Origin of the sequence: uncultured Algibacter sp., assembly GCF_963976535.1 — a bacterium.
In the GTDB taxonomy this organism is placed as follows: domain Bacteria; phylum Bacteroidota; class Bacteroidia; order Flavobacteriales; family Flavobacteriaceae; genus Algibacter_B.
Map to the genome: position 1 here is coordinate 138,024 of NZ_CAXBLF010000002.1, position 13,267 is coordinate 151,290.

Annotated in this window: 10 protein-coding genes; 2 read left to right on the top strand and 8 right to left on the bottom strand. The window is 32.7% G+C overall.

Going from position 1 to position 13,267, the window contains the following annotated elements:
• Positions 1-43 precede the first annotated feature (43 nt).
• The 3 genes from AAC024_RS01510 to AAC024_RS01520 form a co-directional block, all read right to left on the bottom strand.
• Positions 44-1,420, bottom strand: a complete 1,377-nt coding sequence (locus AAC024_RS01510) for an OmpA family protein (RefSeq protein ID WP_339893405.1) — start codon at positions 1,418-1,420, stop codon at positions 44-46.
• 123 nt (positions 1,421-1,543) lie between these two features.
• Positions 1,544-2,737: a glycine C-acetyltransferase gene (gene kbl / locus AAC024_RS01515; protein WP_339893406.1), complete on the bottom strand. Its 1,194-nt coding sequence runs from the start codon at positions 2,735-2,737 to the stop codon at positions 1,544-1,546.
• Positions 2,738-2,758: 21 nt separating this feature from the next.
• Positions 2,759-5,911 carry a UvrD-helicase domain-containing protein gene (locus AAC024_RS01520; protein WP_339893407.1) on the bottom strand — a complete coding sequence of 1,051 codons (3,153 nt, stop codon included), beginning with the start codon at positions 5,909-5,911 and terminating at the stop codon, positions 2,759-2,761.
• A 126-nt stretch (positions 5,912-6,037) separates the two neighbouring features.
• Here AAC024_RS01520 and AAC024_RS01525 point away from each other — a divergent pair, with 126 nt between their 5' ends.
• Positions 6,038-6,646 (top strand): superoxide dismutase, encoded by a 609-nt coding sequence (locus tag AAC024_RS01525; RefSeq protein ID WP_339893408.1) that lies wholly within the window; start codon positions 6,038-6,040, stop codon positions 6,644-6,646.
• A 904-nt stretch (positions 6,647-7,550) separates the two neighbouring features.
• On the opposite strand, the gene AAC024_RS01530 is transcribed toward AAC024_RS01525, so the two are convergent.
• The 5 genes from AAC024_RS01530 to AAC024_RS01550 all read right to left on the bottom strand — a co-directional run bounded on the left by AAC024_RS01530 (position 7,551) and on the right by AAC024_RS01550 (position 12,734).
• Positions 7,551-9,449, bottom strand: a complete 1,899-nt coding sequence (locus AAC024_RS01530; RefSeq protein WP_339893409.1) for an amidophosphoribosyltransferase — start codon at positions 9,447-9,449, stop codon at positions 7,551-7,553.
• Positions 9,450-9,611: 162 nt separating this feature from the next.
• On the bottom strand, positions 9,612-10,538 hold the full coding sequence (locus AAC024_RS01535) for a PfkB family carbohydrate kinase (RefSeq protein ID WP_339893410.1): 927 nt from the start codon (positions 10,536-10,538) through the stop codon (positions 9,612-9,614).
• Positions 10,539-10,616: 78 nt separating this feature from the next.
• Entirely contained in the window at positions 10,617-11,417 is an 801-nt protein-coding gene (locus tag AAC024_RS01540; protein WP_339893411.1) for an AAA family ATPase, read from the bottom strand.
• A 60-nt stretch (positions 11,418-11,477) separates the two neighbouring features.
• Positions 11,478-12,119: a ribonuclease H family protein gene (locus tag AAC024_RS01545; RefSeq protein WP_339893412.1), complete on the bottom strand. Its 642-nt coding sequence runs from the start codon at positions 12,117-12,119 to the stop codon at positions 11,478-11,480.
• Between the two features lie 42 nt (positions 12,120-12,161).
• Positions 12,162-12,734 (bottom strand): phosphoribosylglycinamide formyltransferase, encoded by a 573-nt coding sequence (locus AAC024_RS01550; protein WP_339893413.1) that lies wholly within the window; start codon positions 12,732-12,734, stop codon positions 12,162-12,164.
• A 297-nt stretch (positions 12,735-13,031) separates the two neighbouring features.
• Between AAC024_RS01550 and AAC024_RS01555 the strand changes: the two genes are divergently transcribed.
• Positions 13,032-13,265 carry an acyl carrier protein gene (locus tag AAC024_RS01555; protein WP_008269813.1) on the top strand — a complete coding sequence of 78 codons (234 nt, stop codon included), beginning with the start codon at positions 13,032-13,034 and terminating at the stop codon, positions 13,263-13,265.
• Positions 13,266-13,267 lie beyond the last annotated feature (2 nt).

Below are 13,267 nucleotides of genomic sequence, written 5' to 3' on the forward strand. Positions count from 1 at the left end.
GAAGCGTTTTTTGTAAACTTATTTATTTTAAAATTGCGTTAGCTTATTTTGCTAAGTTAATTTCTACACGTCTATTGTTAGCTCTACCTTTTCTAGTTTTGTTAGAATCAATTGGTTTAGCTTCTCCATATCCAAGAGCAGAAAGTCTGAATGCATCAATACCATGTTCTATTAAGTGTTCTTTAACAGAGTTAGCTCTAGAATCAGATAATCTTTGGTTTAATTTCTCGCTACCTACACTATCAGTATGACCTTCAACTGTGAATTTAGCTGTTGGATATTCTTTAAGGATACCTATGATATCACTTAATACAGCTTGAGACTGAGCTTTAATACTTGATTTTCCAGTATCAAACAAAATCGTTTTAGCGTATTCGTTAAGCGTTTTTTGAACTTCTTCAGAAACTTCAGGACATCCGTTGTTAGCAACAGTACCTTTAACGTCTGGACATTTATCATCTTTATCTAATACACCATCACCGTCAGCATCTGGCCAAGGACAACCTTTGTTTGCAGCAGGACCAGCTTCGTTAGGACATTTATCATCAGCATCAGTAACACCGTCACCATCAGCATCAGGACAACCATTTAAAGCTTTTAAACCAGCAACAGTAGGACAGTTATCTTTGTTATCTGCAATACCATCACCATCAGTATCAGGACATCCATTAAGTTCCGCTAAACCAGCTTCGTTAGGACAGTCATCTTTACTATCTTCAATACCATCACCATCGGTATCAGGACAGCCGTTGAATGCTTCTAAACCAGCAACATCTGGACAAGCATCATCTTTGTCGTATATACCATCACCATCAGTATCAGTTCCACCAAATTTGATAGAAAAACCTGCTGTATGTTGGAAATGTGATGCTAAATAATCTTCAAAAGCATGTTTGTAAGAACTTTGAAAAGTTAAACCAACATTTTCACTAAACCATACGTTAAAACCTAACGTACCATTTAATGTACCAGCACCAATTTCATCTACCCAAGTGTAACCACCGCCTACACCTACAAAAGGATCTAAAGTTTTTCCTTCTAAGAAGTTGTATTTTATTGTACCATCAATTGCGTAGTATGACCAATCATCAACTTCATTAGTTACATCAGGACCTTTACTGATGTCTCCCCATTTATCTATTTTATTTAAAGAACCAGCAATTCCAAAAGAAAAACCGTCATTTAAATATTTAGATACAGAGATCGTTGAAAGAGACGGTAAAATGCTCCAGTGATCAGATACATTATATAATTCGTCACCGAAAGTATCACTAAATAACCCGCCATCTCCTGAAGGATAAGCATCAACTGCGTTTGCCCCAATGGTTATTTGCCATGGGTTGTTTTGGTCTTGCGCATTTACGTTGCTATAACCAAGTACAAGCAACATAGCGAACAATAATCTGCTAAGATTTTTCATATTCAAAAGTTTAATTTTTAAGTGTTAATCGTGGACAAAAGTAAGTTGTTAAATGTTATTAACAAAGACAAATATAAAAAAAAATAGTGCAAATTGGTAGTTCGTCGATAGTCTAGAATGAATTTAGATAATATTTAGCGCTTTTCCAACCTTATTAAAAGCTGTGATAGCTTTATCTAAATGTATTTTTGTGTGTGCTGCAGAGAGTTGTACGCGTATTCTTGCTTTATCTTTTGGAACAACAGGGAAAAAGAACCCTATAACATAAATCCCTTCTTCTAAAAGCATATTTGCCATAGTTTGAGAGAGCTTTGCATCATATAACATAACGGGTACTATAGCAGAATCCCCATCTACGATATCAAAACCAGCAGCTTTCACTCCTTTTTTGAAATAATTTGCATTCCATTCTAAGGTATCTCTAAACTCCGTATTATTTGCTAACATATCAAAAACCTTTATAGAAGCACCAACAATGGCGGGAGCCAACGAATTGGAGAATAAATAGGGTCTAGAACGCTGACGTAGCATTTCGATAATTTCCTTTTTACCAGTAGTGTAACCTCCCATAGCACCTCCCAATGCTTTTCCAAGAGTACCTGTTATAATGTCAATACGGTTTAAAACACCTTTTTCTTCAAGAGTACCTCTGCCTGTTTCTCCTATAAATCCTGCAGCATGACATTCGTCAATCATAACTAAAGCATCGTATTTATCAGCTAAATCACAAATTTTATCCAAAGGTGCTACTAGACCATCCATAGAAAACACACCATCTGTAACTATGATTTTAAAACGCGCTTTATTTTCATTGGCAGCTATCAATTGCTTTTCTAAATCTGCCATATCATTATTTTGATAGCGGTATCTAGCGGCTTTACATAAGCGCACACCATCTATAATAGAGGCGTGATTTAAAGCATCTGAAATAATGGCATCTTCTTTTCCTAGTAGTGGTTCAAAAACACCTCCATTAGCATCAAACGCAGCAGCATATAAAATGGTGTCTTCGGTTTGGTAAAAATCAGCTATTTTTTGCTCAAGCTCTTTGTGAATATCTTGTGTTCCACAAATAAAACGAACAGAACTCATACCAAATCCATGCGTATCCATGGTGTCTTTCGCTGCCTGTATAACTTCTGGATGTGATGATAAACCTAAATAATTATTAGCACAAAAATTCAATACAGTTTCACCGGTATTTAAAGTTATTTCCGCTCCTTGAGCAGAAGTTATGATGCGCTCTTCTTTATAAAGGCCATTATTTTTTATGTCTTGCAATTCTTCTTGGAGATGATTTTTCAGTTTTCCGTACATTTTATTGCGTTTTATGCAAATTTAAACTTCTTTAACTAAAATATCGTCATTTATATAGATAAGAATCTTCTTTTTGACACTTATTTTCATGTCTTCTAAAACATCTTGATAAGACTGAAGTTGTTGTTCATACTTTTTGGCTTCCAAACCTGTTTTGTAATCCATAATTATGGCCTCGTTTTGAGAATTTAATACTATTCTATCAGGTCTTAAAATGATACCATCTTTTGAAATAATATCACGTTCATTATAAACAATATAATTTGAAGAATAATAATCTTGAAGTTTTGGGTGCTCAAGAATATTTGTAACTGTTTGTTTTAAGAATTTGGCTTGTTCTTCATTTATAGTTGACGACTTTAGGAAATCGGTAATTACATAATCAATATCATCGCTCGTTTTTATTTGAGCCATAATATTATGAATCAAATTTCCTTTCTCAATAGCTTCTTGTTGATTGGTATCCCACAACAACCCCGATTTTGTAACCACTCTTATATTATGATCTTCTTTTGCTGTTGAAATAAACGATTGTTGAAGATGCATTTCTTTTTGATTTGTGGAACTTTTTGATAATTTCTTAGTCCCGATAGCTATCGGGATTCCGAAGCTATAAATCTCCTCTGCATCATTCCAAATTCCTAGATGCTGAAGATAGTTTATTAATAAGCCTGAATATTTTTTGGTATTAACTTCACCTTTAGACGATATGTCTTTTGTTGAGATTATATGCATCTGTTCTATGGCACGAGTTAGTGCCACATACAGCAAATTAATGTTATCTAATTCTTGTTCAGATTGATGTTTGTAATAAATGCGTAATCCTTCATCTCCATAATTTTCAAAATCTTTATTGTAATTTAAGAGTGTATGCGAAAATCCATTGTATTTTTCTTTATCTATGCTAAACCACTCTTTGGGCTCTAATTCTCTATAAATATCTAAATCGGCATAAGGAAAAATCACTACAGGAAATTCTAAGCCTTTAGATTTATGAATGGTCATAATTTGAACGGCATTTTGTCCTTGAGGTGAAATAATACTCAAACTCTCTTTTTTCTTATCGAAGTAGTCTATAAATCCTGAAATATCTGAGCCTTTTTTTTGAGAAAAATCTAAAACAATATCTAAATAAAATTGAATGTATGCATTTGATGTTTTGACTAAATTGAAACGTCTAACAACAGCTTCAACTAAATCATAAAGTGGCAACTGTAATAATGAATTACCATCCACAAATACCCCATAATTTTCCAAACGTTTTAATAGTTTATCAGTAGAAAGATGGATGTGATTTGTAAAAAAATGATGCTTGTCTTCAATATTAAAAAGTGTGGCTAAATAATTTAAAACCTTAATCTTTGTTTCATTGTTTTCTGGCTGAATAAGGAGTGATAATAAATCATTTATGAAAACAACATCGGGTGAATTATTAATCAGTAAAGTTTCAGAAGAAATTATTGGAATTTCACGCTGACTCAAATAATCAGCAATAGCAACACCTTCTTTCTTTTTTCTTACTAAAACACAAATATCTTCAAGACTAAAACCGTTTTCTATGCAGGTATTTAAAGTTCTTAAAACGGCTTCAGGAAATAGGTCGTTTCTATCATCTTCTTTATCAATATCTAAAAAAGATAGTTCTACAAAACCATCTTTTTCTTTTGTTATATTTTGATTCGAATTTTGGTAAAGGTTAATATGGTCTTCATGATTAAAAAACTGTTGAGACAAAAACTTAAAAAAGCCATTGTTAAAATTTACGACTTCTTTAAAACTTCGGTAGTTTTCTTCAAGATTTCTTACATCTTGTAATACCTGAAAAGGGGTGCTTTTATTATTAAACAAATCAATAAACTGTTCAGCTTTTCCACCACGCCAACGATAAATAGCTTGTTTAGCATCACCAACTAGCATGGTGCTTCCGTTTGCAGTAGATAAAGAATTTTCTAACAACGGAATTAAATTTTCCCATTGCATGACAGATGTGTCTTGGAACTCATCAATGAAATAATGTTTAAATTTTTCACCCAAACGTTCGTATATAAAAGGTGTAGGTTGTGCCGAAATTTCTTTGCTTATAATAGCATTAAATTCTGAAATCAGCATTTTGTTTTGGTCTTCTTTTAAAATTTGTAACTCACTATTTATGGCCTTTAAAACCGATAATGGCGTCGTGTTTTTATAAAAAGCCTTTAAAAATTTTAAATGATAAACCTGAGTTTTAATGGTTTTATATAACACTTCAATTTCTGGTAATAAAGTATCAATGGTGTTGGCTAATTCAGAATTTAATGTCTTATTATAAATACTTTTTCTTTCAGTGATATTTTCTTCTAATTTATTGCTGTATAGATTGTATATGTCTAAATTTGAAGCTTTTAAAAAGTGATTTGGTAATGTACCTCTAGAAAAATCGGTATGCTCTAATCCAGATTCTTCAATTAATATAAGTACCGTTTTAGCATGTTCAACAATATGTTTTTCTAAATCTGAAATTTCTTTTTTCAGTTGTGCTTTAAGCACCTTAAAATCATTTAACGTTTTGTCTTTTAAACCATTAATAAAGGGCATGTCGTTTTCATTCATCAGGAGTTTAGCAATCTTATTAAAATCAAAAGATACATCCCAACTTTTATCATCATCAGCTTTTTCAATAGCAAAATCGACTAAAACCTTTGTAAGATCATTATCATTTCCAGCTTTGGCAATTAAGCTATCTACGGCTTCGTTCAGCAATGAGTCTTGGTCTAACTCCACTTCAAAATTCAATGGCAGTCTTAAATCATAAGCAAAAGTTCTTATCAATTTATGAGTAAAACCATCAATAGTAGAAATATCAAAAGCGGCATAGTTGTGCAGTATGGTATCTAATAAACCTTTAGATTTTTCATGGAGTTTAAGAGGTTCCATTCGCAATTCTTCACAAATACTCTCAAACATGGCGTTTTTATCTTTTAAGATAGTTTCATCAGAAAACGTTTTAAGCGTTTCAACAATACGTGCTTTCATTTCTGCAACGGCCTTATTAGTAAAGGTTATAGCTAGAATACGCTTAAAAGGTTCTGGATGGTTGGATTGAAATAAAATTTTCAAATATTCTTTTACAAGTGTGTACGTTTTTCCGCTTCCGGCTGAGGCATTATAAATGGTAAAAGGCTGCGTTTGTTGCATGAAGAATGATTTGCTTACAAGATAAAAACTATCTATGATTTGATAACAATTTATTATTTTTAATTGACCTGTTTTATGTGTAAATTTGAAAGAAATTAAATATTAATTAATTAAAACAAAATAATTATGGCTTTCGAATTACCGAAATTAGGATATGCTTATGATGCCTTAGAACCTCATATAGATGCAAGAACCATGGAGATACACCATTCTAAACATCACCAAGGATATACAAATAATTTAAATAACGCTATTGCAGGAACAGATTTAGAAGGAAAATCTATTGATGATATTCTTGGAAATTTAGATATGAATAATGGTGCAGTTAGAAATAACGGTGGCGGATTTTATAACCACTCTTTGTTCTGGAGCGTTATGAATCCAAAAGATAGAGGTTATTTATCTGGCGATTTAAAAGAGGCTATTGAGTCTGCTTACGGATCTAAAGATGAGTTCATAGCTGCTTTTTCTAAAGCAGCAGGAACACGTTTTGGTTCTGGTTGGGCCTGGTTATGTGTACACAAGGGTGGTAAAGTAGAAATTTGCTCTACACCAAATCAAGATAACCCATTAATGCCAGGAGTTAGCTGCGGTGGAACACCAATTTTAGGGCTTGATGTTTGGGAACATGCATACTATTTAAACTACCAAAACAGACGTCCGGATTATATTAAAGCATTTTTTAATGTGATTAACTGGAATGAAATTGAAAAGCGTTACGCAGAAGCTAAGTAAAATATTTAATATTTTAAATGAGAAAGCAAATTCATAAGTGGATTTGCTTTTTTTTATGGCGTTACCCTCCCGATAGCTATCGGGAGGTCGGGCTCATATCTTTTTAAAAAGACTATTAAGTGTTTTTAAGGAATAAGCTGTCCCTTATGTTTTTGTTCTAATCAATGATTATGGTATTCAATTTTTTAAAAAGGATGCGGCTTCTATCTCCAACCAATGCAGAACTCAATTCAAAAACTATCTTCCCAAAAGATTACACAGAGACACACCAAGAACCATAGAGTCGCACAGAGAAAACCCAATAACATACATTAAGATTTTAATTAAAAACGAGAATTTCAAAAACAGCACAAGCCACTCTGTGAAGCTCCGTGAAAACTTTACGTACCTCTGTGTAATAAATTTATAGTATTTTCAATTCCTAACCAAAACTAAAAACTCCCATTAAGAAAGCCGAATAATTATTAAAAAAAAAGAGCTACTATTTGAGGAAAGTTTATAAAATGAAAAAGGTGAACTAGTGTCCACCTTTTTGCCCCAAATCTACCATAAACTTAACCTACTTATGTTATGGTTCTTCAAATATATGACAGCAATATTGTTTGCTAAAATATTTTAGTTAAACTACGCAAATATTGGCTTAAAAGGAATTATGTTAGTTAATTAGGATAAAATGAAATACGCAAAATCAAATTAATTAGGAAACTAAATTGCATAAAAAAAGGCGAACAGAAGTTCACCTTTTTTTGCCCCAAATCTACCATGAACTTAACCTACTTATGTTATGGTGAGACCAATTTATGTGTAATTTAAATATTTTGACTATTTTTTAGATGAACCGCATTTTTTTTGGGTGAAATACACATATACCTGTTTTCCTTCACTAAAATTATTAATTTCGTAATTAATAGGCGCGTTCATTATTCCCTTCATAAAAATTAATAAACGCACGGTTAACAACTCTATTTCCACCCACAGTTGGATAGTTTCCAGTAAAATACCAATCTCCTAAATGCTCAGGGCAAGCTTTATGTAAATTTTCTACAGGCTGAAAAATAATTTTTACTTCTGCTTTTATCGAATCATCACTCAACAACTCTGATATTTTATCTGATATGTCTTCGTCTGTAAAAGGGTCATATATTTCTTTGACAAAATTTTGTACGTGTTTGTCTTCTAAATCTGTTTGTGTTACACACTTATTATAAACATCTTTTACAATATCGTATTTGCCAGAATCTTTTAGTAATTCTAAAGCAGCTTTAAAAGCCACCAAGCTTTCAAGGTTTGCCATATCAATGCCATAACAATCTGGATATCGAATTTGTGGAGCAGAAGACACTACAATTATTTTTTTAGGATTTAATCGATCTAGCATTTTTAAGATACTCATTTTTAAAGTGGTGCCTCGTACAATACTATCATCAATAATAACTAGATTATCTGTAGGTTTAATAACACCATAGGTTACATCATAAACGTGTGCTACTAAATCGTCTCTGCTACTATCTTCAGTAATAAAGGTTCTAAGTTTAACATCTTTAATAGCTATTTTTTCAACTCTTGCGTGTTCAGATAAAATCTCGGTAACTTTTGCTGCCGATAATGATCGCTGCCCATTTAAAATGGCTGCAGTTTTAGTTTTATTTATAAAAGCCTCAGCAGTTTCAATCATTCCAAAAAACGAGGTTTCAGCTGTATTAGGAATATATGAGAAAACAGTATTTTTAGTATCATTATCAATCGCTTCAAGTACCTTTGGCATCAACAACTTCCCTAACATTTTACGCTCTTGGTAAATTTCTGCATCACTACCTCTAGAGAAATAGATGCGTTCAAAAGAACATGACTTTTTTTCTAAAGGTTCTAAAATCTGTTTAAGTCTTACTTCTCCTGAATGTTTAGTAATAATGGCTTGTCCAGGTTCTAATTCTTTAACGTCTTCAAATTTTACATTGAAAACGGTTTGAATCACTGGTCGTTCAGAAGCTACAACTACTATCTCATCATCCTTATAATAAAAAGCGGGTCTAATTCCTGCTGGGTCTCTCAAAACAAATGAATCACCATGACCAATAAGTCCAGCCATTGCATAACCACCGTCCCAATTTTTTGCAGCTCGCCTTAAGATTTTAGCTACTTTTAAACGCTCAGCAATAAGTGGTGATGCTTGTTGTTTATTATAGCCTTCTTTTTTTAAATCTTTATATATTTTACTCACAGCATCATCAAGAAAATGACCAATTTTTTCCATTATAGTAATGGTATCGGTATATTCTTTTGGGTGCTGCCCTAATTCTATTAGGTTACTAAAAAGTTCTTTAACATTGGTCATGTTAAAGTTTCCAGCCATAATTAAATTTCTGTGCATCCAATTGTTCTGCCTTAAAAAAGGATGAACACTTTCTACGCTATTTTTTCCAAAAGTTCCATAACGCACATGACCTAATAAAACTTCTCCTATGTAAGGGATATTCTTTTTTTGTGCTGCAACATCTTCTTTATATTCTGGGTGTGCCTCAAATTCCTTATTAACTCGATCATTAATTTGAGCGAAAATATCTTGAATTGGTTGTTGTTCTATAGAACGCACTCTACTTATGTAGCGTTGCCCAGGTTCAGTATCTAATTTTATACTTGCAAAACCAGCTCCGTCTTGACCACGGTTATGCTGTTTTTCCATGAGTAAATACATTTTGTTTACACCATAAAATGCACTGCCATATTTTTCTTTATAAAACTCAAGTGGTTTTAAAAGTCTAATCATTGCTATTCCACATTCGTGTTTTAAGACATCACTCATATTATAAAAATGTTTTCGCTTTACTGATTATTTTATTTCATATCATTGAATTCTTGAACCTTTGATTTCGAGGAAATGAAAAACTATGTTTAGATTCCCACCTTAATGAGAATGACAAAATGTTTTAAATAAAAAACGCGCTCTAAAATAGAGCGCGTTTTTTTATGTTAATTCTATTTCAAATTGCGTTAGTTGCTTAAATTGCAACAGTCGCTTATGAATTTCTTCGTTTGATAAATTTTGCATGCGCTCTGTTCCAAATTTTTCAACACAGAATGATGCCAGAGTTGAACCATATATCACAGCATTCTTCATGTTTTCAAAGGACACATCATCTGTTTTTGCTATATAGCCAGCAAAACCACCTGCAAACGTATCTCCAGCTCCTGTAGGATCAAAAACTTCTTCTAATGGTAAAGCAGGCGCATAAAACACATGGGCGTTATGAAATAACAAAGCACCATGCTCTCCTTTCTTTATTACCACATACTTTGGTCCCATTTCATGAATTTTTCTAGCTGCAACAACTAAAGAGTATTCTCCAGTTAATTGTCTCGCTTCTTCATCGTTTATAGTAATTACATCTACACGTTTTATAACATTTAGCAAATCGTCTAAGGCGCAATCCATCCAAAAATTCATCGTGTCTAAAATCACCATTTTAGGTTTTTTAGTCATTTGATCTAAAACACTAGATTGGACGATTGGATGTAAATTCCCTAACATCACCACTTCGGCATCCTTATAATTTTCAGGAACTACTGGATTAAAATCCGCAAGGGTATTTAATTCAGTAATTAAAGTGTCACGAGAATTCATATCGTTATGATATTTTCCACTCCAAAAGAAGGTTTTACCTTCTTTTATAATTTCAATTCCTGAAACATCAATATTTTTATTTGATAATAAGTCTAAATACTCTTGAGGAAAATCGCCACCAACAACAGAAACAGCAGCAGCATCAACATTAAAATGAGCGGCAGCAAGACCTATATAAGTGGCTGCGCCACCAAGAATTTTATCGGTTTTGCCGAAAGGCGTTTCAATAGCATCAAAAGCTACCGTGCCAACAATTACTAATTTACCCATGAAAAGGATTGCTAATTTTGTGCAAATATAAGTTTTTTTAGCCACGAATACACGAATCTTTATTGTGAATATTGCACCTTAATTTTCAGGATTAAAATGTCTTAAAAAAGTATTTGGATTGTTCAAAAATGATTTAGTTACCGAGTAATGATCAGTATTTTCAAGGGATGTTTGTTTCATGCTTTCAGAGGTAATCTCATAAATGGATGCTTTAGGATAAGCCAATAACATAGGTGAATGTGTTGCAATAATAAATTGCGAGTTGTGATGTTGAAGGTGGTCGTTTATAAAGTAAATAAGCGTGAGTTGTTTTGCTGGAGATAATGCCGCTTCAGGCTCATCTAAAAGATAAATGCCTCTTGTGCTTATCATTTCGTTCATAATATGAAGATAGGCTTCTCCATGTGAAAACGCATTGAGTTCTTGTCCATAATTTTGACACATGCGTTTTAACTGATAATTGGCACTTTCCTTCATTTGCTCAATAACATGTTTTGGAATACTGTCTGGTAAATCGCCCATTTGGTCTTGAATTTGAACACCTGTTCTGTGAACACTGTTTAGATAGTCTCCAAAATCTTCAGCTCTAAAAAAGAAACCAACAGACCGTTCTATACTCCATTTTAATTCCAAATAGGGCAATAGTGTTTTGGCGGCATCAAAACTGTTTTTGGAATAGCTTGAGCCATCAATATGGGGTAGTTGTAAACGACAAGCCAAAGTTTCTAATAGTGTTGATTTTCCTGTGCCATTTTCGCCTACCAAAAATGTAATTGGGTTGGATAAATCTATATTTTTTGCGTATTTAATTGCAGGAATATCGAAAGGAAATGGATGTGTTCTCTCTGTGTTGATATTTAATTTTGATAGGTATGGCATACGTTATTTCTAAGTTTTCATGAAATTTATAAATAAATCCTGAAAGCACACTAAGATAACTTATTTCCTCCCAAAATCAGCAGGAATTTCTCCCCAAGCTTTGGTTTCCCATTTTACAATAACGGTATTGTATGTGTTGTTTTTTAGCCATTCTATAGCTCTTTCAACCAAATCGAAAACAGGTTTGTTTTTTGTGTTACGTTCTAGTTTGGTGTTGCAGTTTTTCTTTTTAACCCAACTTATGGCGGTTCTAGAATCTGTGTAAAGAATTCTATCACTTTTATTTTTTTTAAGAAGCGCCAAACCATGTACTAAGGCCAAAAACTCGCCTATGTTATTCGTGCCTTCTTCAAAAGGGCCTTGAATAAAAAGTTGTTTTTTTGTTTTAGTATCTACGCCTCGATATTCCATTTTTCCAGGATTGCCAGAGGAAGCAGCATCCACAGAAATAGAATTATAATTAGGCTGTCCTATTTTTTTTAATTGTTCAGGAGATAGCTCACTTTTAAAGCCTTTGTTTTTTCCAACGTAATCAAAATAATTACCCTTCAAAGCCTTTTTTGCAGCTTCAAAAGTTAAAAAAGATTTAAATTGCGCACCTTGGTAGTCTTTTATTTGAGCTTTACAGTCGTTCCAAGATTCGAAAACTCCTGTTTTGTGACCACTCCAAACGGTATAATATTTTTTTTTCTTCTTTGCCATTTTTTCATTTCCGCGAAGGCGGAAATCTTATAATTATAAGTTCTAAATTTTTTTTAGAAGCAACTTTTCAACCACCTTCGGAAAGTGTTCCATCTCCAATTCATGAATTTTAGCTGCAACATCATTTGCATTATCGGTAGAAGAAACATCACATTTAGCCTGAAAAATAGTAGCGCCTTCATCATAATGTTCATTTACATAATGAATGGTAATTCCTGTTTCAGTTTCATTATTAGCCACAACAGCTTCATGCACATGCATACCATACATACCTTTTCCTCCATATTTGGGAAGTAAAGCAGGATGTACATTAATAACTTTATTTGGAAATTCGTTTAAAATATTTTCTGGGAATTTCCATAGAAACCCAGCTAAAACAATCAAATCAGGCTTTGAGGCTTTTAAAACATTCAAGACGTCATCTGTTTTTGAAAAAGCTATTCTATTGAATGACAGGGCACTAACTTTTAGTTTTTTTGCGCGTTCTAAAACTTTGGCATGGGGATTGTTAGTTAGTACTTGAATAACAGACACATTATCGCTGTTGTGAAAAAACTTAATTAAATTTTCAGCATTAGTACCACTTCCGGACGCAAAAATTACAATACGTTTCATCTGTTGGTTTTTATTTTAAAATTAATGTTAGACCTGCCTGCCGGCAGGCAGGTGTAATTCGTAAATCGAATTTACTACAATGTTCAGCAAAATTATCAAGCTCATTTCATTTTACAGACTATCGTGTTAAACATTATTCGAACAAAAAAAAGAATAATTATTAACAATTAGAAGCGAAAAACTAATTACTTAAAAGTAATTTTAGTAAATTACCAACACATTTTTAACTTAAAAGTGTATTATAAAATAAAGTTTTTTATTTTTGCCAACTAATTAAAACATTTAAATTAAAAGATTATGTCAGACATTGCATCAAGAGTAAAAGCGATTATCGTGGATAAATTAGGAGTAGATGAGAACGAAGTTGTTACTGAAGCTAGCTTCACAAACGATTTAGGAGCAGACTCTTTAGACACTGTAGAATTAATTATGGAGTTCGAAAAAGAATTCGATATTCAAATACCAGACGACCAAGCTGAAAATATCGCTACAGTAGGTCAAGCTATCTCTTATATAGAAGAAGCTAAATAAGT

What these genes read in the sequence shown, in the direction of transcription:
- AAC024_RS01510 (WP_339893405.1), bottom strand. Translation starts at nt 1,420, where the DNA reads ATGAAAAATCTTAGCAGATTATTGTTCGCTATGTTGCTTGTACTTGGT.
- kbl (WP_339893406.1), bottom strand. Translation starts at nt 2,737, where the DNA reads ATGTACGGAAAACTGAAAAATCATCTCCAAGAAGAATTGCAAGACATA.
- AAC024_RS01520 (WP_339893407.1), bottom strand. Translation starts at nt 5,911, where the DNA reads ATGCAACAAACGCAGCCTTTTACCATTTATAATGCCTCAGCCGGAAGC.
- AAC024_RS01525 (WP_339893408.1), top strand. Translation starts at nt 6,038, where the DNA reads ATGGCTTTCGAATTACCGAAATTAGGATATGCTTATGATGCCTTAGAA.
- AAC024_RS01530 (WP_339893409.1), bottom strand. Translation starts at nt 9,449, where the DNA reads ATGAGTGATGTCTTAAAACACGAATGTGGAATAGCAATGATTAGACTT.
- AAC024_RS01535 (WP_339893410.1), bottom strand. Translation starts at nt 10,538, where the DNA reads ATGGGTAAATTAGTAATTGTTGGCACGGTAGCTTTTGATGCTATTGAA.
- AAC024_RS01540 (WP_339893411.1), bottom strand. Translation starts at nt 11,417, where the DNA reads ATGCCATACCTATCAAAATTAAATATCAACACAGAGAGAACACATCCA.
- AAC024_RS01545 (WP_339893412.1), bottom strand. Translation starts at nt 12,119, where the DNA reads ATGGCAAAGAAGAAAAAAAAATATTATACCGTTTGGAGTGGTCACAAA.
- AAC024_RS01550 (WP_339893413.1), bottom strand. Translation starts at nt 12,734, where the DNA reads ATGAAACGTATTGTAATTTTTGCGTCCGGAAGTGGTACTAATGCTGAA.
- AAC024_RS01555 (WP_008269813.1), top strand. Translation starts at nt 13,032, where the DNA reads ATGTCAGACATTGCATCAAGAGTAAAAGCGATTATCGTGGATAAATTA.